The sequence below is a fragment of the Streptomyces sp. NPDC013455 genome (genome assembly GCF_040632975.1).
In the GTDB taxonomy this organism is placed as follows: Bacteria; Actinomycetota; Actinomycetes; order Streptomycetales; family Streptomycetaceae; genus Streptomyces.
Genome location: NZ_JBEYCX010000012.1, coordinates 97,967 through 121,436 on the forward strand (window position 1 = coordinate 97,967; position 23,470 = coordinate 121,436).

Sequence of the window (23,470 nt, forward strand, 5' to 3'; positions counted from 1 at the left end):
GGTGAGGATACCTTCCCATTCATCGGGCGCCGCTTTGAATTTACTTATGCTTGAGCGTTTGTTATTTCCCTCACCACGGCTTCCGTCCGAATTTCAAGGATCGTTGCCTAGAATTTGGCCCGGACACGACACAGGAGGGGAGCGGTGACCGTGCGACGGGACTTCCAGGAGCCTGCCAGGTGCCGCCCCGACCTGGTCATCGGCCGCGAGGAGTTGTTCGCCGGCGCCCGTGAGCAACTCGCCTCGGGGGGCAGTGTGCTGCTGCACGGCCCCGCCGGAATAGGGAAATCCACCGTCCTGCGGGCATTGGCCGAGGAATACGGCGCCACCGCGCGCACCGTGTTGCGCTGCTCCGCCACCGAGTCCGAATCCCACCTCCCCTTCCTCGCCCTCGCCGACCTCCTCGGCCTGGCCCTCGACGACGTCGCGCCGCGCCTGCCCGCCGCCCAGCGCACCGCCCTGGAGTCGGCGCTCACCGGCCGCGGCGAGTCCAGCCTGCTGCGCGACGGCCTGGCGCTGCGCCTGGCGGTGCTCTCCGCGCTGCGCGCGCTCGCCGCCCACGGCCCGGTCCTGGTCGTCGCCGACGACCTCCAGTGGCTGGACCCGGCCAGCGCCGAACTCCTCGGCTTCGCCGCCCGTCGCCTGGAGGGAGTCCCGGTACAACTGCTGTGCGCGGTCCGCACGGAGGGCCAGGAGGGCCAAGAGTACGACCGCCACCTGCGCGCCTGCCCGCCGGGCACCCTCGCGGTCCGGCTCGGCGCGCTCTCCCGCACCCAGACCGCCCAGCTGCTCGACCACCGCGGCCACGGCGGCCTGCCCCGCTCCACGGTCCGCGAGATCCACCGCACCAGCGGCGGCAACCCGCTGTTCGCCCTGGAGCTCGGCCGCGCCCTCGCCGAGCGCCCGGCACCGCCCCGGCCCGGCGATCCGCTGCCGGTGCCGACCTCGCTGCGCGCCCTGGTCCTCAGCCGGCTGGACATGCTGTCGGTGGAGGCCCGCCGCACCCTGCTGGTGGCCAGCGCCGGCGCCCGGCCCACGCCGGCGCTGCTGCACGCGGCCGGCCGGGAGAACGCCGAGGCCGAGTGCGCCCAGGCCGCCGAACTCGGGCTGCTGGCCACCGAACCGGACGCCCCGGCCGTACGGTTCGCGCACCCGCTCATCTCCGCCGCGCTGTACGCGGAGGCACCCGCGCACGAACGGCGGGCCGCGCACGCGGCGCTGTCCACCGCGGCCTCCGACCCGATCGAACGGGCCCGGCACCTGGCCCTGGCCACCACCGGCACCGACCCGGAGGTCGCCGCCCGGCTCGCCGAGGCCGCGACCCTCGCCCGGGACCGCGGAGCCCCCTCGGTCGCCGCCCAGCTGGGGTTGCTCGCCGCCCGGCACACCCCCGCCGACGGCGTGCCCGGCCAGGAGGAACGCCGGCTGACCGCCGCCGAGGACGCGATCACCGCCGGCGAGGTGGACCTGGCCCGGGACATCGCCCGGGAGGTGCTGACCCGGGCGACCGTGCCCGCCGACCGGGTGCGGGCCTGGATCATCGTCATCGACACCGCCGGCCACACCATGGCGGAGGTCGACGCGGTCTTCCCGCAGGCCCTCGCCGACGCCGGCGACGACCCGCGGCTGCTGGCCCTGGTCCACTACCAGCTGGCCTGGCGGGCGCTCATCGTGGAGGGCGACTTCACCGAGGCCCGACAGGCCGCCGCGCACGCCGCCGAACTGGCCGCCCGCGGCGCGGACCGGCGCACCGAACTGCTCGCCCTGGCCTTCCAGGCGCAGACCGAGACCCTGATGGGCCATCCGGAGGCGCCCCGCACCATCAAGCGGGCCCTGCGGGAGCCGCAGGACCCGCGGGTCGCCTGGCACCACAACGGCGCGGGCAGCGCCCGGTTCCGCTGGCTGATCATGGGCGACCAGCTGGCCGAGGCCCGGACCACGGTCACCGGTCTGCTCCGCGAGGTCCGCCGGCGCGGCTCGGTGGAGAGCGAGGTGCACTTCCTGCGCGGCCTGGCCGAGACCGAACTGCGGGCCGGGCACTGCGGGCGCGCCCTGGAGCTGGCCCGCGAGAGCCTGCGGCTGGCCCGGGACTCGGGCATCGGGGAGACCGCCTCGGCGATGCTCACCTCGCTCGCGGAGGCCTCCGGCGGTGACGTGGACCGCGCGCTGGCCCTCGCCAGGGAGGCGGTGGAGCACGCCGAGGAGGACGGCGACCAGATGTACCTCTCCCGGGCACTGGGCGCCCTGGGACACGCCCAGCTGGTGGCCGGGGACCCGGCGGGCACCGTCCGCTCGCTGCGCCGGGTGCGCAGCCTGGAGCTGGCCCTGGGCATCACCGACCCGGCCCGCGGCCGCTGGCAGGGCGATCTCGCCGAGGCACTGGTCCGGATCGGTGAACCCGCCGAGGCACAGGACGTCATCTGCGTCAGCCGCGAACACGCGCTGCGGCTCGGCCGGGAGAGCGTCCTCGGCGTGCTCGACCGGTCCGAGGCGCTGGTGCGCGCCGCCCAGGGCGACCTGGAGGCCGCCGTCGGGCAGCTGACGTCCGCTCAGGACCGGCTGGGCAAGCTCGGTTACGGCCTGGAGGAGGCGCGGGCCGCGTTCGCGCTGGCCCGGTTGCGCGGCAGACGCTCCGGGACCGCGGTCTACGACGAGGCCGCCCGGATGTTCCGGCGGTGCCGGGCGCTGCCCTGGCTGCGCCAGGTGGACGAAGCCCTCACCACCCCCGAGCCGGAACCGGCGCCGGCCGTGCCGGAGGCGCTGGACGCCCTGGACGTGCTGGCCGCGATGGAGCGTCAGGTCGCCGCGCTGGTGATGGAGGGCGCCACCAACCGGGAGATCGCGGCCCGGCTGTTCATCAGCGTGAAGACGGTGGAGGCCACCCTGACCCGGGTCTACCGCAAGCTGGGGATCCGATCGCGGGTGGACATCGTCCGATTGGCGGCAGGTCGGCGCGCGAAGTGAGAACCCGGCCGGTTAACTGAACCGGACCGAGGGTTTTCCCTCACCCAACCCCCTAGGGGGTTCCCTCATTGGGAGCCGAGGGTTCCGGGTCCTAGCGTAAAGGGCGTGCCGCTCGCCCGGGCACATGGGGGTCGGTCCCTCCCCCGAGCTCCGACCGTGCTCGATCCGGGGGGACCCCACCCCGTGCAACACCCGCGCGACCCCCCACCGGTGCAACCCCCACTGAGGAGACTCATGTTCGGGCCAAGACGTGCCAGACAGACCGCCGCGACCCTGGTGGCCACCGCCGCCGCCGCGGCGACCGCGCTGCTCGCCTCCCCCACGGCGAGCGCCGCACCCCAGCCCATCGTCGGCGGTACGACCACCACGACGACCGCTTACCCGTTCATGATGCAGATCACGGACGCGTCCCAGAACCAGTTCTGCGGCGGCACCCTGGTGGCGCCCACGAAAGTGGTGACGGCCGCGCACTGCATGGTCGGGGAGACCACCGGCAGCGTCCGTGTGGTCGGTGGCCGGACCTACCTCAACGGCACCAACGGTACGGTGAGCCGGGTCAGCAAGATCTGGATCAACCCGGACTACACGGACGCCACGAACGGCGACGACGTGGCCGTGCTGACCCTCTCGACGTCGATGCCGTACACCGCGGCCAAGTACGTCTCCTCCTCCCAGACGGGTGTGTACGCGGCCGGCACCACGGCCCGCGTCCTCGGCTGGGGAACCACCTCGGAGAACGGCAGTTCCTCCAACCAGCTGCGGACCGCGACCGTCCCGGTCGTGTCCGACGCGAGCTGCCGTACCTCCTACGGTTCGGACTTCGTCCAGTCCGACATGGTGTGCGCCGGATACTCCTCCGGCGGCGTGGACACCTGCCAGGGCGACAGCGGCGGTCCCCTGCTCATCGGGGGCGTCCTGGCAGGGATCACTTCCTGGGGCGAGGGGTGCGCGGAGGCCGGTTACCCGGGTGTCTACACCCGGCTGACCACCTTCTCGGACCTGGTGACCGCACAGGTCAACTCGTGACCCGGAAGACTTCCCGAGCACCCCTCGGGTGATTGCCGGGGGGCGTTGCGGGCCACCACGAGCGGCCCGCAACGCCCCCTATCCAAGGTCCGGCCCCCCGGTCCGGCGGTCCGTCGCGGAGGCGAAGCCCAGCCACGTGTGCCGGTTGCCCGCCCAGCACCAGCCGACCTTGGGCGCGTTGCGGCGCTCGCGGCCGTCCCGTCCGGTGCCGTTGCTGATCCAGATCGCCGGTGTCCGCGCGTCCAGCGCGCCGCCCGCCTTGCGCAGCCGGGACCCGATGGTCATGAAGCAGTGGTTGCGCTCCAGGACGGCGGGCTGCTGGAGCACCCAGTGGATGCCCTCGGTGAGCAGCAGCGGGGTGCGGTCCTCGGCGGTGAGGGCGGGCAGCGCCTCGTCGGGGCTCCAGCCGGCCATCCGGTCGCCGCGGTCGAGGCCGGTGAGCAGGTAGAGCGGCGCGTCGGGCAGCGGCACGGTCGCGAGCGGCGCGAACAGGTCGACGTCGGCCATGTCGGTGACGACGAAGCCGGGCTTGCCGGCGTGGCGGAGCAAGGGCGCGAGGGCGGAGGCCGGGGCGCGGTCCGGGTGGACGGCGAGCAGGACGCCCCCGCCGTCCGCGGGGGCCCCGGCGGCCGCGGCGAAGGCGCGCAGCTCGGTGGCGGACACTCCGGCCACCTCGTGCACCCCCAGCTCGATCAGTCGCTCGGCCTGTGCGCTCGGGGCCGGGAGTGAGGACAGGACGGTGGCGGGCGCGGGCGTGGTTTCGGGCACGATGCTCCCAGGAACGGTGACGTGGGCGGGCCCTCGGCCAACGGAACACCCCGCCGGAATGTTCCCGCCCCACCGCCTCTTCCTCGTCCGCGTACGACTGACCGTCACCGGCTGCCGCTCACCTCTCCCTCGTGCCGGCGTTCCCGGGCCGGAGGCCGCCTCCCCCCTTGCCGTCGCACACCGACGGCAGCCAGGTCAGGCCAGGGGTGGCGCTGAGGGTGTCCAGGGAGCGCAGCAGGTCCTCCAAGTGGGACGGATGGGCGAGGAATTCGATCGTGGCCTCGGCGAAGGCGTCGCGTACGGCCGGCGGCATCGCGTCGGAGGCGTCGAAGCAGTGCACCTGCCCGGTGTCGCGGAGTGTGGCCGCGAGGGAGCGGTGCCAGGCGGAGCCCGCGTCGCCGCCGGCGGGCCGGACGCCGGTGTGCACGGAGAAGCCGGACTCCTTCTCGCTCCAGGCCCGCTGGGCGTCGGCGGAGGCCAGGTAGCGGATCAGCTTCTTCGCCTGCGGGGTGGCGTGCAGCAGGGCGACCAGGTCTCCGGAGACCTCCCAGGCAGGGGGTTCGGCGGCCCCGTGGAGCAGCCGCGCGGTGGGCTGGTAGCGGCCGTCGGCCCGCTGCCAGGCGGGCCGGCCGCGGATGAAGGACGCCTGGTGCTCCAGCAGGCAGCCCCGCGGGGTCGCGGTGACCGGCTCCGAGGCGAGCTGGTACGGCGTCTTCAGGGCCCGCCGGACGAGGTCCGGGTCGCCGCCGGCGCCGACCAGGTCGCGCCACTCGGTCCACGCCTTGCGCACCTCGTCCGACCGCCACGACAGCTTGCCGCGCACCCACTCCCGATACACCTCGGGGCCGTACCGCTGGAGCAGGATGTCCTCGATCCAGTCGGTGCCGGGCCAGCCGCTGGTGGCACCGGAGCCCATGCCGACGCACCACGCGGCCGGCCGGCGCACCTCTCGTTCGAGCTGCCGCGCACCGACGCCGGCCGGGTACCAGACGATGCTCTTCAGGTCGGCCTTGAGCGGGAACCAGTACACGTGCCGGTCCGCCAGGGGCATGGCCCAGGGGGTGCCGAAGTCGTCCGTGTCCACCAGGTCTTCGAGGGGACGGAGGTGGTCCTGCCGGGCGTACTCGGCGAGTTCGCCGGGGCCGGTGAGCACCACCACGTCCGGTGGCGTGCCGGCCTCGACGTCGGCACCGAGCACCTGGCTCTCCGCGTTGCTGCCCTGGTAGTCCACCTTGATGTGGTACTTCCGCTCGAACGGCTCGATGACCGCCTCCCGGAAGTGCCGCTCGTCGTCACCCGTCCAGTTGGCCAGCAGGGTGACGGTCGGCTCCCGCCCGAGCGCGCGTACGCCGACCACGACGGCCGCCGCCAGCACGGCCAGGCAGCTCACCACCACGGTGACGGTGCGGACCAGGCGGCGGGAGGGGCCGGACCGGGTGCCGGGGGCGGCCGCCGCCGCGCCGCCGGGTTCGGCGCTCACCGGGGCCTGAACCGGTAGTCGTCGATGTGCCGCCGCAGGCCCGTCTCGGCCAGTGCCATGAGCAGGACGCCTCCTATCAGGATCCACACCGCCGCCGCCGCGCGGAAACCGGTGTGCGCCAGGTACGAGGCGGTGTCCCGCCCCGCGTCGGGGATGAGCCGCCCGGGCAGCGGGCGGTCGAGCAGGGTCCGGGTGTCCGCCATCCCCTGCTGGGTCCACACGGTGAACAGCACGCCGATGCCGACCCCGGCGAGCGACAGGACGGCCGCGGCGATGAGCTGGCGGTTGAAGCGGCGCCGGAACCGGCGGCGGAGGAAGAGCTGGGTCTCCAGCAGGGCCGCGCCGAGGGCGAGGGTCAGCAGCAGGGTGACGCTCCAGGCGAGCCACAGCAGCGGGCCGAACGAGGTCTGCCGCTGCACGGCGGCGCGCTGCTCCCGCTGGAGGGCCGCCAGCCGGGCCTGTATCCCGGCGCCCTCCTCCGTGAGGATGCTGGTCGCGTAGCTGAGGTACGCCTCCCGCAGCACACTGCCGTCGGGCTGGAGTTGGGACTGCTGGACCTTGACGGCGTAGACGGTGATGAGCCCGGCGATCGTCTGGAGCGCCTGCCGGCCCGCCGGGCCGCCGAGGTCGTCGTCCGCCGCGGCGGCCGCGAGGCTCTGCGCGGCGACGGAGATCTGCTTCTGGAAGTCGCTGGTCGGGGCCGGCGCGCCGGCGTCCCGCTGGGCCTGGACCAGGGCGTACTGCGCGGTGTCGAGCGACAGCACGGCCGGCGCGCTGGAGGTGCGCAGCGGGTTCGCGTCACCGTGCACGCCCTGGTACGACACGAACAGGGACAGGGTGAGCAGTGCCGACAGGGTCAGCAGGACGCGGCGGCGGACGGCGAGGTCGCGGGCGGTCGTACTGCCGCCTCCGGACGGGCGCCGCCGCCCGGCGCCGGGGAGCCGGGCGAGCAGGCCGGCGAGGCGGCGGGACGCCCGTCCCGGCGGGCGGGAATCCGCCGGGCGCTCCGGCGGCGGGGAGGCGGCCGGGACGGTGGGCGTGCCGGTGCCGGTGCCCTTGCGGGCCTGTGTGCGGGTGGCGGCGCCGGTGCGGGGATCGGCTCCGGCGGTGGTACCGGTGGCCGGGCCTGCGGGCGTACCCCGGCCGGCGCCCGGGGGCGTGCCGCCGCCCCCGGGCGTCGCTCCGTTGACCGCGTTCACGCCGGTGCCCCCCTCAGCAATCGCCCGCAGTCGCCCCCGCAGTAGAGGGAGTCGGCCGGGCCGAGCCACTTGCAGTCCGGGCACTCGACCAGCCCGTCGGGCCGCACGGGCAGGGCGGGGCCTGCGGCCCCGGCGCCGGACGGCCCGGCGGGGCCCGGCCCCGGTGGCACGGCGGATCCGGTTCCGGCCGGTGCCGAGCCACCGGGGCCGGGCGCCCCGGAGGCACCGCCTCGCGCAGAAGCCCCCGGCCCGCCGGGGCCCGCCTGCTGCCGCGGCGGGGTCGTCAGGGCGCTGGAGAGGATCAGGTGCTGCCAGTCGACGTCCTTCAGCCCGGAGCGGATCCGGCCGGAGCCCGGCGCGGTCTCGATCAGCCGCAGCGCGCCGAGCAGTTGGGCGTCGGCCAGTTCGGCGGCCAGGGCGAGGGCGCGGGCCAGTTCGCGGTCCGCGGCCTCGCGGCCGTCCGCGCCGCGCAGCCAGGCCCGGTAGGCCTTGGCGACGGCGGCGCTCGCCTGCTGGTACAGCTCGTGCCGGCGGACGCCGGGATGCCGCCGGGATGCGTCGAGCGGGTTGTCGGTCCAGCGCACCAGGATGGGCTGGGGCGCGGGCAGCCGTACCGGGCGCCGGACGTCGGGCACGACAACCTCCACGGCCGCCAGCTGGAGGTCCTCGCCGGTCTCCCGGCCGGTCGGATCGGCGGTGAGGACGACCTGGAAGTGCCGTACCTCGTCGCCCCAGGCGCGGGTGACGTACTCCGCGGCGCGGCCGCCGGACAGGGCCGGGCCGGGCTGGAGCTCCTGCTCGTTCGGCACCACCTGCTTGACCTGGCGGATCGCCGTACCGGGGGTGGGGGTGAGCCGGATGCGCAGCTCGGGCACCGCCGTGCCGACCAGCCCGGCGACCAGTTCCTCGTACGCCGCCGTCAGTTCGGACTCGGCGCGGACGGCCCGGGCGCGGCCGTGCAGCCGCCGGGTGATGTTCAGCAGCAGTTCGGCGTCCCAGTCGTCGCCGATGCCCCAGGCGTCGCAGACGAACTGGCCGGCGCAGGCGTCCAGGACGGTCTCCAGCGGACGCCGGGAGCGGTGGTCGTGCTCGTTGCGCCCGTCGGTGAGGAGCAGGACGTGCTTGACGGGCGCGGGCTGGTCCTTGAGGAGCCGCCGGGCGAGTTCCAGCCAGGCACCGATGGCGGTGCCGCCGTCGGCGTCCAGGATGCGTACGGCGCGCTCGGCGGCCTCGCGCTCGCCGGGCCCGGCGACGGCGAGCACCGAGCGGCCCGGCCCGGGGTGCACCACGGTGGCGTCGAACCGCCCGGAGAGGACGGCGAAGGCGGTGCCGTCGGGCAGCATCCGTACCGCCGCGGCGGTGGCGTCCTTGGCCGCGTGCAGTTTGGCGGCCGGGTGCAGCATCGAGCGGGAGGTGTCGACGATCAGCACCTCGGCGAGCGCCGGCCCGGTGCCGGGCGCGGGCGCGCCGGCGTGGTGCGCGCCGCCCCGGCTCCTGACCCCGATCTCCAGGATGGCGTGCATCTCCCGCTCGGTGCGGCGCCCGGCCGCGTCGGGTACGGCGGGCAGTTCCTTCTGCTGGCCGACCGCGAGCGTCACCTCGGTCTCCTCGGCCACGGTCATCGCTGCCTCTTTCCCCGGGGGTCGTGATCTGGTCAGAAGGTGGTCATCGGCCGGACCGCGTGGGCCAGGTCGAGCAGCCGGCCGTGCTCCCCGGCGGTGCGGGCCTGCGCGGCCAGCTGCCGGAAGGAGTTCTCCAGCCGGGTGCGCAGGCCGTCCTCGTCCCCGGGCCCGAAGAGGTCCCCGGCCGGGAGGCCGGGCCCCCAGCCCTGGGCGGGGCGGCTGTGCAGGGCGTTCTCGCGGACCTCGGCGACCAGCCGGGCCCGGGACTCGCCGGCCGCGGCGCCGCCGTCCAGGCGCAGTTCGGGCAGCCGCCGGGCCGCGTCCCGCAGCCCGTCCGGGGTGGGCGGGCCGCCGTGCAGGATGCCGGCGCGGATGCGTACGGCCGCGGTGCGGGCGGCGTCGTAGTGCCGGGAGGTGGCGGGCACCTCGTCGAGGACGTGGACGGCGGCGTCCCGGTCGCCGGCGGTCAGGTGGCCCCGGGCCAGGCCGAACGCGGCGGCGGTGTGCGCGGAGTCCCGTCGCCACACGGCTTCGTAGTACCGCATGGCCCGGGTCCGGTCCGCCTCGGTGGTGTGTTCGGTGGTGTGTTCGGCGCAGTAGCCGAGGGCGAGCTTGGGCACGTACTCGCCGGGCAGGGCCCGGTAGACGGCGTCGAACCGGGTGCCGGCCTCCCGCACCCGGCCCATGCTGAGCAGGAGGACGCCCCGGTGCCAGGCGATGCGCCAGTCGTGGGCGGCGGCGCGTTCGCCGAGCTGGGTCTCGGCCTCGGCGAGCCAGCTCTCCGCCGCGCGCTGCTCGCCCTTCCTGAGATAGGCGCGGCACAGCCACAGCGCGGTCTCGGGGGTGGCGAGACGGTTCTCGCGGGGCCACTCCTCGGCGACCCGGTCGGGTGCGTCGGGCGGGAAGGCGTCCAGCAGCAGGGCGGCGCCGTCGTCGGGATCGGGGACCGGCTCCGGCAGGGCGCCGGCCACCTCGGCGGCGGCCGGCGGGGAGACGTCCAGGCCGGCGGGGTGCTCGCCGGAGCGGCCCGTCCAGTGGTCCAGGGCCGGGATCGCGCCGAGTCCGGCGTCCAGGCTGGCGCCGGAGGCGCGGAACCGGGTGGAGCTCTCCGGCAGCTGCTCGCCGAACTGCAGTGAGCGGAACTCGCGCAGCACCTCCCACAGTTGCCGGGACATCTCGGCCGCCGAGCGGAACCGGGCGCGGGGTTCGGGGTGGGTGGCGCGGGCGATGAGGCGGCGGAAGGAGTCGGAGGCGAGTCCGCGGGCGGGTTCGGTGGCGCGGGCCAGGGACTGGAGGGTCGTGCCGACGGTGTAGAGGTCGCTGTCGACGTGCCAGCCCCGGTCGTCGATCTCCGCCTGGGGAGGTGCGAAGCCGGCCGTGTAGACGTAGGCGGAGGTGCGGTCGCCGATGGCGCGGACGGCACCGAGGTCGATGACCTTGATCGCCCGGCCGAAGTGGATGACGTTGGCGGGCTTCATGTCGCAGTACAGCAGGCCGCGCTCGTGCATGTACTGGAGGGCGCCGAGGATCTTGCAGCCGTAGGTGAGGACGTGGTCGAGACGGGGGCGGCCGTGGAAGATCCGCTCGACGTCGTCGGCGTCGAAGAGCTGCTGGAGGGAGCGTCCGCCGATGTAGTCCATGACGAGGTAGCCGGTGGCCGGGCCGCCGGGGACCCGGTGTTCGGCGTAGGTGATGATCCGGACGATGTCGGGGTGGTGCAGGTCGGTGAGCGAGCGGCGCTCCTCCACGGCCGAGCGGCGGGCGAGCGCGTCGTGCACGTTGATCTGGCCCTTGAGGGCGACCCGGTGGCCGTCGGCGCGGGTGTCCTCGGCGAGGTGGATCCAGCCGAGACCGCCGTGGGCGATGCAGCCGAGGACCCGGTAGTGGTCGGCGACGACGTCGTCCTTGGCCAGGGTGGGCAGAAAGGAGTAGGGCGTGCCGCAGCGGGGGCAGCGTCCGGTGGGGCGGGCGGGCTGGCCGCCGTAGCCGATGCCGATGGTCATGGTGCAGCCGTTCGCCCCGCAGCGGCGGCCGCCGGTGGGCGGTCGCGGGTCCTCGAGCACCACGTCGTCGGGGACCGGGACCTCGGGCAGGACGACGAGTCCGTGCTGGTCGAGTCCGCCGATGCCGGCGACGGCGTGGACGGCGGCGGGGCCCGGGGTGTCCTCGGTGGCGGCGGCCGGGGGCCGGGCCCGCGGTTCGGAGCGCGACTCGGCGTGCCGGTGGCCGCAGGTGTCGCAGTAGCCGGTGCCCATGATGCGGCCCGCGCAGCCGGGGCGGATGCACGAGGTCACGACGCGCCCTCCTCTTCGGGTGCGGTGGCGGAGCAGAAGCCGACGAACCGCTCCACGGCGGCCTCGGCCCGCTCGATGTCGCAGGGGGTCTGCCGCAGCAGCGACAGGGCTTCCTCGTAGAACCGGTAGGCGGCCATGACCCGGTCGCCCTGGTCGGCCGCCCGCTGCCGGCACAGCGGCCACTCGGCACCGACCCGGCCGAGGAGCTCCTCGCGGCGGCGCAGCCGGGCGTCGAGCATGCCGATGGCCCGCTCCAGCCGCCGCCGGCGCCGGCCGACGGCGTCCTCGAAGGTGAACAGCAGGTCGGCCCGGCCCGGTTCGCGTTCCTGGTCGGGGATGTGGGCCACCCAGGCGCGCAGCATGCGGGTGCGCCGTACGCCGGCCTCGGCCCGGTCCAGCAGCGGCCGGGTGCCGGGCCCGGGCAGTACGCGGTCCCGGCGGGCGTCCAGGGCGGGCCCCAACTCGTCGGTCACGTGCCGCAGCTGGCCGTGCAGCCGGGTCCAGCGGGCGCGCAGCGGGCGGTGGACGAGGGTCTCGGTGGCCTGGGCGGCGCGCTCGCCCGGAGCGCGGAACACCAGCAGCAGCCGGGCGCCCTGCCGGGCGAGCCGGTCCAGGAGGCCGAGGAGCGCCTCGGGTTCGGCCGCCTGGTCCACGGCGACCAGGACGGCGGCGAGCGGGACGCGCAGGGCGCCCAGCCGTTCGGGCCGGGGGTCGTCGCGGATGCCGAGGCGTTCGGCGATCCGGTCCATGACCTCGGCGCACGTCAGTCCCTTGACGTCCAGGGCGAGGTCGTGTGCGCCCGCGGGCGGCACGGTCTCGGGCGGGTCGTGGCTGACGGCGCTGGTGTTGCGGTGGGTGCGCAGCTCGCGGTCGGCGAGGGTGACGGCCCGCTGGAGGGTCCAGGCGCGGTCGCCGCGGGCGGGGACGACCGTGACGAGGACCGGCCAGCCGGCGCCGCGGAACCAGGAGGCGAGTTCGGTGGCGAACGGCACGTCGAGCCGGCCGGCGGCGGGGCCGGTGCCGGTGCGCAGCCGCGGGTCGACGGCCTCGGCGCCGTCGCTCCAGGCTGCCACCTGCGGCAGGTGGCTGAGGATCGTCTCGGTGGGGCTCATGTAGCTGAACGCGGAGCCCGGCCCCTCGTCGACGCTGAGGACGATGCCGATGACCTGGTCGGTGGCGTGGTCCACGACCCCGCCGCCGCTGAAGCCGGGGGCGGCGAGTTCGCCGGGGGTGAGCGGGCGCAGCTGCACCTGGCTGTCCCGGCCGCGCGCCGCGACCAGGGTGGCGCCGTGCCAGCGCCCGCCGTCGTCGCCGTCCGGGAAGCCGTACATGCTGACGGGGCCGTGCGGGGCGGCGAGCCGGTAGAGCCGGGTGGCGTGCTCCGCGGGCAGCGGTGCGGCCAGGCGCAGCAGGGCGAGGTCGCCGCTGCGGTCGCCGAAGGCGTCCTCGCGCTGGGGGACGTGCTCGTCGGGGCGGACGGTGCCGGCCACGGCGGCCAGGCCGGGGACGCCGACCAGGCGCACGGCGTAGCGGTGGCCGGGACGGACGACGTGGGCCGCGGTGAGCACCCGCTCGGGCGCGAGCAGCACGCCCGCGCCCAGGACCTGTCCGTCCGGCGTCTCGATGCGCGCGATCCAGGACGGTGTCCGTAACCGCACCGTGCCGACTCGCTCCCCCGTGCGCGTCATGGTTGCGAGGTTACTCCGCGTACCCGTCCGGTACCACTGGTGTGCACGGTGTTGTTGCGGAGAGCCGGGCTCCGGGGCGCGTGGGGGCGGTGAGGTGCGGGATGGCGCGCCGGCGGCACCGCGGTCCCGCCGCCCCCGAGGTCCCGAACACCTGAGCTATACACTCAGTGTATAGTCCCGGCATGCCTCCATCGACGGAAACGATCCCGACGCCGACGCCCGCGACCAGGAAGATGCCTGGAACGGGCCGAAGGTTGCGCGGCTGGGCGCTCGCCGCCGCCGCGGCCTGCCTCACGCTCACGCTGTCCGGGTGCGCGCGGGTCGACACGACCACGCCCAGCACCGCGCGTGCCGAGGCGGCCCACGGGGCACCGGCCGCCTTCGGTTCCGTCGACTGCCGCAAGGCCAAGTGCATCGCCCTGACCTTCGACGCGGGCCCCAGCGAGAACTCGGCGCGGCTGCTCGACATCCTCAAGGAGAAGAAGGTCCCGGCCACCTTCTTCCTCCTGGGCAAGCGGCACATCGAGAAGTACCCGGAGCTGGTCGAGCGGATGGCGGCCGAGGGCCACGAGGTCGCGAGCCACACCTGGGACCACAAGATCCTCACCCGGATATCCGACGCCGAGATACGCGAGGAGCTGACGCGGCCCAACGACGCGATCGAACGGCTCACCGGGCGCAAGCCGACGCTGATGCGCCCGCCGCAGGGCCGTACCGACGCCAACGTGCACGAGATCTGCAAGGAGCTCGGCCTGGCGGAGGTGCTGTGGAGCGTGACCGCCAAGGACTACACGACGAACGACCCGGCGCTCATCACCGAGCGCGTCCTCGACCAGTCGTCCCGGGACGGGATCATCCTGCTGCACGACATCTATCCCGGGACCGTGCCGGCCGTGCCCGGCATCATCGACGCACTCAAGGCCCGCGGCTACGTGTTCGTGACGGTGCCTCAGCTGCTGGCGCCCGGCAAGGCCGAGCCCGGCAAGGTGTACCGCCCCTGAGGCACCGCTGCCCGCGCGCCGCTCAGAAGACCACCGACCAGCCCTCGCGCCCGGCCTGTTCGCCGGTGTACGACACGCCGTGGACCTTCAGACCGGCCGCGTCGAGCAGTGTGATCTCACCGCCCTGATTGCCGAGCTGTCCGTCGGCGGTGAGGGGCACGGTGAGCCAGGCGCCGGCCGCGAGCGGTGCCGCGGCCGGGACCGGCGAGCCCTCGCCGAGGCGGCCGACGACGCGCCAGCCGGTCAGGTCCACCGGGTCCGGTGAGGCGTTGATGAGGGTCACGGTCTCCGCCTCGGGGGCCGGTCCCTTCGGGTTCACCATCGCCGCGACGATCCGCACCGGCTGCGTACCGGGCTCGGGCCGGCTGCCGTCGACGTCGTCCAGGCTGTGCCCGGTGGTGTCGTCGGTGTGCCAGGACTGGCTCTGGAAGGCCAGGAAGATGCCGACCCAGCGGGACTGCGCGGGGAAGTACAGCAGCAGGCCGCCGTCCTGCCAGACGCCGTCGTCGCCGGTGAACCGGCGGCTGTTGCCCTGGTTCATGTGGACGTCGTGCACGCCGTTGCCGGGCAGGAACCCGAACACCTTGTCCTTGCGGGCGGGTTCGGGGCCGAAACGGGCGCCGTAGATGTACAGCCGGGCGTCGCGGTCGGCGACCGCGCGCTGCACGTAGTGGTCGAGGAGGTCGGCCAGGTCGTTGTCCGGGCCCGCGACGTCCGGCGGGAGCGGGCGCATCCCGGCCGGGTCGAAGAGGTTGCCGCGCACGAAGTCGAGGGTGGGGCCGCCGGGACCGGCCGGCAGGGTGTTCCAGCCGCTCGGCAGGCCCTCCAGGCGGGCGGTCAGCGGGTGCCGGAAGTCGTCGGCGACCAGGTACAGCAGCTCGGAGGGGCGCTCCTGCGAGAGCACGTTGACCGCGGCGCGGTAGTGGGTGCCCTGGTCATCCGTGAGGTGGATCTGGTAGTGCGGTGTGTCTTTCGCGCCCTCACGCCGGGTTTCGACGGCGCGGGCGATCAGGACGCCGTAGTTCTTCAACGGCATGTCGATCAACTCCCCCTGGAGGCGGGCGGGTTGCCCGGCCCATGGCAGGAAGCCTAGAAGTGGGAGGACCGACACGCCGCCCCGCGCACCGACTGTTTCAGGATACGACTCCTCACGGACGCCTGCTACGCGAGCGGGGTGAGACGGAGCGCCGAACGCGCAGGTGACCGGCGCTCATTGCCTACGATCGGGCCGTGCCCACCTTCTCCTTCGCACGTACGGCGCCTCTCCCGCTCGACGAGACATGGCGCCGGCTCACGGAGTGGTCCCGCCACGCCGACGCCGTCCCGCTGACCCGGATCAGGGTGCTCACGCCCGCGCCGACCCGCGAGGGCACGCGCTTCGTGGCCCGCTCCGGGCTGGGTCCGTTCGCCTTCGACGACGTCATGGAGGTGACGGTCTGGCGGCCGCCCGCCGGGGACGAGGGCGGCCTGTGCCGGCTGGAGAAGCGCGGCCGGGTGATCCTGGGCTGGGCGGAGATCGAGGTCCTGCCGGGGCCCGGGGGCCGTAGCCGGGTGGTGTGGCGGGAGGAACTCCGCGTCCGCTTCCTGCCCCGCGCCTTCGACGGGGCCGTGAGGTCGGTGTCCCTCCGCATGTTCGGGCGGGCGGCGAACCGCCTGCTCAGGCAGGGCTGAGCGCCCGCCACGGGCGGTGTTTCAGTCCGTGCGGCCGGTCGCGGCGACCGTCACGCCCAGGCCGATCATCGTCAGGCCGCCCGCCCCGCCGACCGCGGCCAGGCGCCGGGGCGAGCGGGCGAACCAGTCGCGGGCGGCCGAGGCGGCCAGGCCCCAGACGCTGTCGGAGACCACCGCGATGGCGTTGAAGACCAGCCCGAGCAGCAGCATCTGCACCGGCACGTGGCCCTGCTCCCGGTCCACGAACTGCGGCAGCACCGCGGCGAAGAACACCATCGTCTTGGGGTTGGCCACGCCGACCGCGAAGCCCTCCCCGAGGGTGCGCAGGCCGCCGTGGGCGGGGCCGGACTCCCCGGCCGCGGCCCGCAGCGAGCCGCGCTGCCGCCACGCCTTGGCGCCGAGGTACACCAGGTAGCCGGCGCCCGCGAGCTTCAGCGCGGTGAAGAGGAGGACCGAGCGCTCGACGACCGGACCGATGCCGAACGCCACGGCGACGACGAGCAGGTACGCGCCGAGCGTGTTGCCGACGACGGTGGTCAGCGCGGCCCGGCGCCCGTGCGCCAGGGCCCGTCCGATCACGAACAGCACGCTGGGGCCGGGCACGAGGATCAGCAGGAAGGACAGCAGGGCGAAGGCGGCCAGCCGGTCGGACGACACCATGGCCCCATGCAAGCACGCGCACGCCACCGGCCGGCAACCGCTTTTCCGGCGGGGCCGGGCGTCGGGCCGGGCCGCGCGTCCCGCCCGGACCCGGGCCCCAGGCCGGCGCTCCTCCCGCGGGCTCCGGGCCCCAGGCCGGCGCTCCTCCCGCGGGCTCCGGGCCTCAGGCCACCGAGTCGATGCGGCCCGCGGGCCGGGTGGCCGGGTCGTGGTGGATCGGCGTGTGCGCGCCGGTCAGCGACACCCCGCTGCCGCCGCGCCGGGCGGCGACGATCTCCGCCGCGATCGACAGCGCCGTCTCCTCGGGCGTGCGGGCGCCCAGGTCCAGGCCGATCGGGGAGCGCAGCCGGGCCAGCTCCAGCTCGGTGACACCGACCGCCCGGAGCCGCTCGTTGCGGTCCAGGTGGGTGCGGCGGGAGCCCATCGCACCGACGTAGGCGACCGGCAGCCGCAGCGCCAGCCGCAGCAGCGGCACGTCGAACTTGGCGTCGTGGGTGAGGACGCAGAGAACCGTACGGCCGTCGACCTCGGTGCGCTCCAGGTACGTGTGGGGCCACTCGACGACGATCTCGTCGGCCTCGGGGAAGCGGGCCGCGGTGGCGAACACCGGGCGGGCGTCGCACACCGTCACGTGGTAGCCGAGGAACTTGCCCACCCGGACCAGCGCCGACGCGAAGTCGATCGCGCCGAAGACGATCATCCGGGGGGCGGGGACCGAGGACTCCACCAGGACGGTGAGCGGCGCGCCGCAGCGGGAGCCCTGCTCGCCGATCTCCACGGTGCCGGTACGGCCCGCGTCCAGGAGGGCGGCGGCCTCGGCGGCGACCGTGCGGTCCAGCTCGGGGTGGGCGCCGAAGCCGCCGGCGCAGGACCCGTCGGGGCGGACGAGGAGGGCCCGGCCCCGCAGCTGTGCCGGACCCTCGGCGATCCGCGCGACCGCCGCCGCCTCCCCACGAGCGGCGGCGGCCAGCGCGGCCGCGACCACCGGCCGGGCGGGACCGTCCGCCCGGACCGGGGTGACGAGGATGTCGATGACGCCGCCACAGGTCAGGCCGACGGCGAAGGCATCCTCGTCGCTGTACCCGAAGCGCTCCAGGACGGTCTCCCCGTCCTCCAGCGCCTGCCGGCACAGCTCGTACACGGCCCCCTCCACGCACCCGCCGGAGACCGAGCCGATCGCCGTGCCGTCGGCGTCCACCGCGAGGGCGGCGCCGGGCTGGCGAGGGGCGCTGCCGCCGACGGCCACCACGGTGGCGACGGCGAAGTCACGGCCCTGCTCGACCCACCGGTTCAGCTCGTCGGCGATGTCCAGCATCTGTCGGTCTCCTATCGGGGTCGGGTGCACAGGACGGGGGACGGGGCGGGCTAGTGCACGCCCAGCCAGCCCTCGATGGGATGGAGGGCGAAGTAGACCAGGAAGATGGCCGTCAGGCCCCACATGAAGGCGCCGATCTCGCGGGCCTTGCCCTGGGCCGCCTTGATGGCGACGTAGGAGATGACGCCCGCGGCCACACCGGAGGTGATGGTGTACGTGAACGGCATCAGCACGACGGTCAGGAAGACCGGGACGGCCGTCGCGCGGTCGGCCCAGTCCACGTGGCGGGCGTTCATCAGCATCATGGCGCCGATGACGACCAGGGCGGCGGAGGCCACCTCCTGCGGGACGATCGCGGTGACCGGGGTGAAGAAGAGGCAGGCCGCGAAGAACAGGCCGGTCACGACGGAGGCCAGGCCGGTACGGGCGCCTTCGCCGACGCCGGTGGCCGACTCGATGAACACGGTCTGGCCGGAGCCGCCGGACACGCCGCCGATCGCGCCGCCGGCGCCGTCGATGAACAGCGCCTTCGACAGGCCGGGCATCCGGCCCTTGTCGTCGGCCAGGTTCGCCTCGGTGCCGACGCCGATGATGGTGGCCATCGCGTCGAAGAAGCCGGCGAGGACGAGGGTAAAGACGATCATGCCGACCGTCATCGCGCCGACCTGGCCCCAGCCGCCGAACTCCACGTCCCCGAAGAGTGAGAAGTCGGGCATCGAGACCGCGCTGCCGTGCAGTTCGGGGGCGCCGTTCGCCCACTGCTTCGGGTCGATGACGCCGAGGCCGTTGAGGACGGCGGCGACGACGGTGCCCGAGACGATGCCGATGAGGATGGCGCCGGGGATGTTCCGGGCCTGGAGCATGAAGATCAGCAGCAGGGTCCCGGCGAAGAGCAGCACGGGCCAGCCGGCGAGTTCGCCCGCGGGGCCGAGGCTGACCGGGGTGGCCTTGCCCTGGTGCACGAAGCCGGCCTTGTAGAAGCCGATGAGGGCGATGAACAGGCCGATGCCCATGGTGATCCCGTGCTTGAGCGCGAGCGGGATCGCGTTCATGATCATCTCGCGCAGGCCGGTGACGACCAGCAGCATGATGACCACGCCGTACATCACGCACATGCCCATGGCCTGCGGCCAGGTCATCTCCGGGGCGACCTGCGAGGACAGGACGCCGGAGACGGAGAGGCCGGCGGCGAGGGCGAGCGGCACCTTGCCGACGAAACCCATCAGCAGCGTGGTGGAGGCCGCCGCGAACGCGGTCGCGGTGATCAGCGCCTTCTGGCCGAGCGTGTCCCCCGCCGCGTCCTTGCCGGACAGGATGAGGGGGTTGAGCAGGAGGATGTACGCCATCGCCATGAAGGTGGTGATGCCGCCGCGCACCTCACGCGCGACCGAGGATCCTCTACCGGATATGTGGAAGTACCTGTCGAGCCAGGACCGGCCCGCCGGGACGCGGCTGCCGTCGCCCGCGTCATCGGCTGCGGTCCTGGGCTCCACTGACTGCTGGGTCATGGTGCCATCTCCCAAGGTTCACAGGGGCACCCGTGCGACGGCCTTTACCGGCACGGGATTTGGGAATGGACGACCCGGGGGACGGCCCGAGACGAACGAATTTCCTGGTACTTCAAGGACCGCGAGCGGTGCGGAACTCAAAGGGGTTTCCCCGGGCGGCGCGGCGGAGTGTGTGACGTTCCCTGCGCCGCCCGGAGAGCTGTGGGGTGTTACGCGGTTCCCGTGAGGTGCTCGGGCCGTACCGGAGTGCGGTTGAGCTCCAGCCCGGTCGCGTTCCGGATCGCCGCGAGGACGGCCGGGGTGGACGACAGGGTCGGGGCCTCGCCGATGCCGCGCAGCCCGTACGGGGCGTGCTCGTCGGCGAGTTCGAGCACGTCGACCGGGATGGTCGGCGTGTCGAGGATGGTGGGGATCAGGTAGTCCGTGAAGGAGGGGTTCCTGACCTTGGCCGTCTTGGGGTCGACGATGATCTCCTCCATCACCGCCACGCCCAGGCCCTGGGTCGTGCCGCCCTGGATCTGGCCGACGACGGAGAGCGGGTTGAGCGCCTTGCCGACGTCCTGGGCGCAGGCCAGTTCGACGACCTTGACCAGGCCGAGCTCGGTGTCGACCTCCACGACGGCGCGGTGGGCGGCGAAGGAGTACTGGACGTGTCCGTTGCCCTGGCCGGTGCGCAGGTCGAAGGCCTCGGTCGGCCGGTGCCGCCACTCCTCCTCGACCTCCACGGCCTCGCCCTCCAGGACGTCGACCAGGTCGCCGAGGACCTCGCCGCCGTCGGTGACGACCTTGCCGCCCTCCAGGAGGAGTTCGGCCGTCGCCCAGGCCGGGTGGTAGGAGCCGAACTTGCGGCGCCCGATCTCCAGGACCTTCTCGCGGACCAGCTCGCAGGCGTTCTTCACGGCGCCGCCGGTGACGTACGTCTGACGCGAGGCGGAGGTGGAGCCGGCGGAGCCGACCTGGGTGTCGGCCGGGTGGATGGTCACCTGGGTGACACCGAGCTCGGTGCGGGCGATCTGCGCGTGGACGGTGACACCGCCCTGGCCGACCTCCGCCATCGCGGTGTGCACGGTCGCGACGGGCTCGCCGTTGATGACCTCCATGCGCACCTTGGCGGTGGAGTAGTCGTCGAAGCCCTCGGAGAAGCCGACGTTCTTGATGCCGACCGCGTAGCCGACGCCGCGGACGACGCCCTCGCCGTGCGTGGTGTTGGACAGGCCGCCGGGCAGCTGGCGCACGTCGGCGCCCTCGCTGGACTCCCACTGGCGCTCGGGCGGCAGCGGCATCGCCTTGACGCGGCGCAGCAGTTCGGCGACCGGGGCGGGCGAGTCGACGGGCTGGCCCGTCGGCATGATCGTGCCCTGCTCCATCGCGTTCAGCTGCCGGAACTCCACGGGGTCCATGCCCAGCTTCGCGGCCAGCTTGTCCATCTGCGCCTCGTAGGCGAAACACGCCTGGACCGCGCCGAAGCCGCGCATGGCGCCGCAGGGGGGGTTGTTGGTGTAGAGGGCGATGGCCTCGATGTCGACGTCGTCGACGACGTACGGGCCGACCGAGAGCGAGGAGGCGTTGCCGACGACCGCCGGGGAGGCGGAGGCGTACGCGCCGCCGTCCAGGACGATCCGGCACTTCATGTGGGTGAGCTTGCCGTCCTTGGTGGCGCCGTGCTCGTAGTAGAGCTTGGCCGGGTGCCGGTGGACGTGCCCGAAGAAGGACTCGAACCGGTTGTAGACGATCTTCACGGGCTTGCCGGTGCGCAGCGCCAGCAGGCAGGCGTGGATCTGCATCGACAGGTCCTCGCGGCCGCCGAACGCGCCGCCGACGCCGGCCAGCGTCATGCGCACCTTCTCCTCGGGCAGGCCGAGGACGGGCGCGATCTGGCGCAGGTCGGAGTGGAGCCACTGGGTGGCGATGTAGAGGTGGACACCGCCGTCCTCCTCCGGCACGGCGAGGCCGGACTCGGGGCCGAGGAAGGCCTGGTCCTGCATGCCGAAGGTGTACTCGCCCTCCACGATGACGTCCGCGCGCTTGCGCGCCTCGGCCACGTCGCCGCGGACGATCGGCTGGCGGTGCACGATGTTCGGGTGCGGCACGTGTCCGGCGTGGTGGTCGTCGCGGCCCTCGTGGACGAGGATCGCGTCCGGGGCGGTCGCGGAGGCCTCGTCGGTGATGACGGGCAGCTCCTTGTACTCCACCTTGATCTTCGCGGCGGCGCGGCGGGCCGTCTCCGGGTGGTCGGCGGCGACGATCGCGACCGGCTCGCCGTGGTGGCGTACCTTGCCGTGGGCGAGGACCGGGGTGTCCTGGATCTCCAGGCCGTAGTTCTTCACCTCGGTCGGCAGGTCGTCGTACGTCATGACCGCGTACACGCCGGCCATGGCCAGGGCCTCGGAGGTGTCGATCGACACGATCTCGGCGTGGGCGACGGTGGAGCGCAGGATCTGGCCCCACAGCATGTCCTCGTGCCACATGTCGGAGGAGTAGGCGAACTCACCGGTGACCTTGAGGGTGCCGTCCGGGCGGAGCGTGGACTCGCCGATGCCGCCCTTGGTCTGCGAGCCCTGCGTGATCTTCGTAGGGGCGCCGTTCGTCGGCATCGTCAGACCTCCTCGGACTGGCGGGCGGCCGCGAGGCGGACCGCGTCCATGATCTTTTCGTAGCCCGTGCAGCGGCACAGGTTGCCCGACAGGGCCTCGCGGATGTCGGCGTCGGTCGGGTTCGGGTTGCGTTCGAGCATCTCGTCGGCGGCGACCAGCAGACCCGGGGTGCAGAAGCCGCACTGCACGGCGCCGGCGTCGATGAACGCCTGCTGGATCGTGGAGAGTTCGGTGCCCTCGCCGGTCTGCGAGTCGGTGCCCTTGGCCTGCCACTGCCGGGCGTCCTGGAGCGAGGTGCCGCAGGCGCCGGTCGCGCAGCCGCCTTCGCCGCGCTGCCTGGCGTAGTCCGCGAGGCCCTCGACGGTCACCACGTCACGGCCCTCGGCCTGGCCGGCCGCGACCAGGCAGGAGCAGACGGGAACGCCGTCCAGCCGCACGGTGCAGGAGCCGCACTCGCCCTGCTCGCAGGCGTTCTTCGAGCCCGGCAGGCCGAGTCGCTCGCGCAGGACGTAGAGCAGGGACTCGCCCTCCCAGACGTCGTCGGCTTCCTGCGGACGTCCGTTGACAGTGAAGTTGACGCGCATTACGCAGCTCCCTCCGAGGCGCGGCGGGCGCCGCGGTACGACTCCCAGGTCCAGGTGAGCGTCCGGCGGGCCATGACGCCGACCGCGTGCCGGCGGTAGCTCGCGGTGCCCCGGACGTCGTCGATCGGGCTGGAGGCGGCGGAGCACAGGTCCGCGAACTGCTTGGCGACCGACGGGGTGATGATCTTTCCGTTGTCCCAGAAGCCGCCCTCCTCCAGGGCCGCGTTCAGGAACTCCTCGGCGGCCTTGGCCCGCACCGGGGTGGGGGCGGCCGAGCCGATGCCGGTGCGCACGGTACGGGTCTCGGGGTGCAGGGCGAGACCGAAGGCGCACACGGCGATGACCATGGCGTTGCGGGTACCCACCTTCGAGTACTGCTGCGGGCCGTCCGCCTTCTTGACGTGGACGGCGCGGATCAGCTCGTCGGGCTGGAGCGCGTTGCGCTTGACGCCCGTGTAGAACGCGTCGATCGGGATCAGCCGGGTGCCGTGGGCCGCCGAGGCCACCTCCACCTCGGCGCCGGCCGCGAGGAGGGCGGGGTGGGCGTCACCGGCGGGCGATGCGGTGCCGAGGTTGCCGCCGACGCCGCCGCGGTTGCGGATCTGCGGGGAGGCGACCGTGTGGGAGGCGAGCGCCAGGCCCGGCAGCTCGGCACGGAGGTTCTCCATGATCCTGCTGTACGGGACGGAGGCGCCCAGCCGTACGGTGTCCTCGCCGACCTCCCATTCGTAGAGGTCACCGATGCGGTTCAGGTCGAGGAGGTACTCGGGCCGGCGGTGGTCGAAGTTGATCTCGACCATCACATCGGTGCCACCCGCAATCGGCACAGCGGTGGGGTGCTCGGCCTTAGCGGCGAGCGCCTCCTCCCAGCTGGCGGGGCGAAGGAAGTCCATGACCGGCTCTCTTCTTCGTCTCGTGAGTCGTACAGATTGAGCCAATCCGTGTGCGGCGGGCCCGGCTCGTTCATGTCCTGTTAACGCGGAGTGGACTCAGTACACCGCCCGGTACTCCGGCGGGGTCAGTCACCGAAACCATGAAGGAGTTCGCTGGCCAGGCTGAGCATCTTGTAGATTCGTATGAACGGGGGTCATCGGTA

The 23,470-nt window shown here is 73.9% G+C and carries 17 protein-coding genes; 4 read left to right on the forward strand and 13 right to left on the reverse strand.

Annotation, left to right across the window (positions count from 1 at the left end):
* Positions 1 to 144 precede the first annotated feature (144 nt).
* Complete coding sequence (locus ABZ576_RS20550) at positions 145 to 2,964, forward strand: AAA family ATPase (RefSeq protein ID WP_360742357.1); 2,820 nt, start codon at positions 145 to 147, stop codon at positions 2,962 to 2,964.
* A 234-nt stretch (positions 2,965 to 3,198) separates the two neighbouring features.
* The gene (locus ABZ576_RS20555) at positions 3,199 to 3,990 is read left to right on the forward strand and encodes a serine protease (RefSeq protein ID WP_360742359.1); all 792 of its coding nucleotides are present in this window, start codon (positions 3,199 to 3,201) and stop codon (positions 3,988 to 3,990) included.
* Between the two features lie 78 nt (positions 3,991 to 4,068).
* On the opposite strand, the gene ABZ576_RS20560 is transcribed toward ABZ576_RS20555, so the two are convergent.
* The 6 genes from ABZ576_RS20560 to ABZ576_RS20585 form a co-directional block, all read right to left on the reverse strand.
* Entirely contained in the window at positions 4,069 to 4,758 is a 690-nt protein-coding gene (locus ABZ576_RS20560) for a DUF5701 family protein (protein ID WP_360742362.1), read from the reverse strand.
* A 118-nt stretch (positions 4,759 to 4,876) separates the two neighbouring features.
* Positions 4,877 to 6,238: an ABC transporter substrate-binding protein gene (locus ABZ576_RS20565; protein WP_360742365.1), complete on the reverse strand. Its 1,362-nt coding sequence runs from the start codon at positions 6,236 to 6,238 to the stop codon at positions 4,877 to 4,879.
* A complete protein-coding gene (locus ABZ576_RS20570; protein WP_360742367.1) occupies positions 6,235 to 7,437 on the reverse strand; it encodes a hypothetical protein in 1,203 nt (400 codons plus the stop codon). The genes ABZ576_RS20565 and ABZ576_RS20570 overlap by 4 nt, the downstream gene beginning before the upstream one ends.
* Positions 7,434 to 9,059 (reverse strand): VWA domain-containing protein, encoded by a 1,626-nt coding sequence (locus ABZ576_RS20575; protein ID WP_360742370.1) that lies wholly within the window; start codon positions 9,057 to 9,059, stop codon positions 7,434 to 7,436. The genes ABZ576_RS20570 and ABZ576_RS20575 overlap by 4 nt, the downstream gene beginning before the upstream one ends.
* A gap of 32 nt (positions 9,060 to 9,091) precedes the next feature.
* On the reverse strand, positions 9,092 to 11,353 hold the full coding sequence (locus ABZ576_RS20580) for a tetratricopeptide repeat protein (RefSeq protein WP_360742373.1): 2,262 nt from the start codon (positions 11,351 to 11,353) through the stop codon (positions 9,092 to 9,094).
* On the reverse strand, positions 11,350 to 13,041 hold the full coding sequence (locus ABZ576_RS20585; protein ID WP_360742376.1) for a trypsin-like peptidase domain-containing protein: 1,692 nt from the start codon (positions 13,039 to 13,041) through the stop codon (positions 11,350 to 11,352). The genes ABZ576_RS20580 and ABZ576_RS20585 overlap by 4 nt, the downstream gene beginning before the upstream one ends.
* Before the next feature lie 233 nt (positions 13,042 to 13,274).
* On the opposite strand from ABZ576_RS20585, the gene ABZ576_RS20590 reads away from it, so the two are divergent.
* Positions 13,275 to 14,042, forward strand: a complete 768-nt coding sequence (locus tag ABZ576_RS20590; RefSeq protein ID WP_360742700.1) for a polysaccharide deacetylase family protein — start codon at positions 13,275 to 13,277, stop codon at positions 14,040 to 14,042.
* Positions 14,043 to 14,064: 22 nt separating this feature from the next.
* Here ABZ576_RS20590 and ABZ576_RS20595 read toward each other — a convergent pair whose 3' ends face one another.
* Complete coding sequence (locus ABZ576_RS20595) at positions 14,065 to 15,078, reverse strand: DUF2278 family protein (protein ID WP_360742379.1); 1,014 nt, start codon at positions 15,076 to 15,078, stop codon at positions 14,065 to 14,067.
* 194 nt (positions 15,079 to 15,272) lie between these two features.
* Between ABZ576_RS20595 and ABZ576_RS20600 the strand changes: the two genes are divergently transcribed.
* Positions 15,273 to 15,713, forward strand: coding sequence for an SRPBCC family protein (locus tag ABZ576_RS20600; protein WP_360742382.1), 441 nt, complete (start codon positions 15,273 to 15,275; stop codon positions 15,711 to 15,713).
* 21 nt (positions 15,714 to 15,734) lie between these two features.
* Here ABZ576_RS20600 and ABZ576_RS20605 read toward each other — a convergent pair whose 3' ends face one another.
* The 6 genes from ABZ576_RS20605 to ABZ576_RS20630 all read right to left on the reverse strand — a co-directional run bounded on the left by ABZ576_RS20605 (position 15,735) and on the right by ABZ576_RS20630 (position 23,267).
* A complete protein-coding gene (locus ABZ576_RS20605; RefSeq protein ID WP_360742385.1) occupies positions 15,735 to 16,373 on the reverse strand; it encodes a LysE family translocator in 639 nt (212 codons plus the stop codon).
* A gap of 163 nt (positions 16,374 to 16,536) precedes the next feature.
* Entirely contained in the window at positions 16,537 to 17,688 is a 1,152-nt protein-coding gene (locus ABZ576_RS20610) for an XdhC/CoxI family protein (protein ID WP_360742387.1), read from the reverse strand.
* Positions 17,689 to 17,738: 50 nt separating this feature from the next.
* Positions 17,739 to 19,196, reverse strand: a complete 1,458-nt coding sequence (locus ABZ576_RS20615; protein WP_360742389.1) for an NCS2 family permease — start codon at positions 19,194 to 19,196, stop codon at positions 17,739 to 17,741.
* Between the two features lie 209 nt (positions 19,197 to 19,405).
* Positions 19,406 to 21,790, reverse strand: coding sequence for a molybdopterin cofactor-binding domain-containing protein (locus ABZ576_RS20620; RefSeq protein ID WP_360742392.1), 2,385 nt, complete (start codon positions 21,788 to 21,790; stop codon positions 19,406 to 19,408).
* A 2-nt stretch (positions 21,791 to 21,792) separates the two neighbouring features.
* Positions 21,793 to 22,374: a (2Fe-2S)-binding protein gene (locus ABZ576_RS20625; RefSeq protein WP_360742395.1), complete on the reverse strand. Its 582-nt coding sequence runs from the start codon at positions 22,372 to 22,374 to the stop codon at positions 21,793 to 21,795.
* Positions 22,374 to 23,267: an FAD binding domain-containing protein gene (locus ABZ576_RS20630; RefSeq protein ID WP_360742398.1), complete on the reverse strand. Its 894-nt coding sequence runs from the start codon at positions 23,265 to 23,267 to the stop codon at positions 22,374 to 22,376. The genes ABZ576_RS20625 and ABZ576_RS20630 overlap by 1 nt, the downstream gene beginning before the upstream one ends.
* Positions 23,268 to 23,470 lie beyond the last annotated feature (203 nt).

Bases quoted from the DNA above. Each gene is read 5' to 3' on its own strand.
- ABZ576_RS20555 (WP_360742359.1), top strand. From the start codon at position 3,199: ATGTTCGGGCCAAGACGTGCCAGACAGACCGCCGCGACCCTGGTGGCC.
- ABZ576_RS20575 (WP_360742370.1), bottom strand. From the start codon at position 9,059: ATGACCGTGGCCGAGGAGACCGAGGTGACGCTCGCGGTCGGCCAGCAG.
- ABZ576_RS20585 (WP_360742376.1), bottom strand. From the start codon at position 13,041: ATGACGCGCACGGGGGAGCGAGTCGGCACGGTGCGGTTACGGACACCG.
- ABZ576_RS20590 (WP_360742700.1), top strand. From the start codon at position 13,275: ATGCCTGGAACGGGCCGAAGGTTGCGCGGCTGGGCGCTCGCCGCCGCC.
- ABZ576_RS20595 (WP_360742379.1), bottom strand. From the start codon at position 15,078: ATGCCGTTGAAGAACTACGGCGTCCTGATCGCCCGCGCCGTCGAAACC.
- ABZ576_RS20605 (WP_360742385.1), bottom strand. From the start codon at position 16,373: ATGGTGTCGTCCGACCGGCTGGCCGCCTTCGCCCTGCTGTCCTTCCTG.
- ABZ576_RS20610 (WP_360742387.1), bottom strand. From the start codon at position 17,688: ATGCTGGACATCGCCGACGAGCTGAACCGGTGGGTCGAGCAGGGCCGT.
- ABZ576_RS20615 (WP_360742389.1), bottom strand. From the start codon at position 19,196: ATGACCCAGCAGTCAGTGGAGCCCAGGACCGCAGCCGATGACGCGGGC.
- ABZ576_RS20620 (WP_360742392.1), bottom strand. From the start codon at position 21,790: ATGCCGACGAACGGCGCCCCTACGAAGATCACGCAGGGCTCGCAGACC.
- ABZ576_RS20625 (WP_360742395.1), bottom strand. From the start codon at position 22,374: ATGCGCGTCAACTTCACTGTCAACGGACGTCCGCAGGAAGCCGACGAC.
- ABZ576_RS20630 (WP_360742398.1), bottom strand. From the start codon at position 23,267: ATGGACTTCCTTCGCCCCGCCAGCTGGGAGGAGGCGCTCGCCGCTAAG.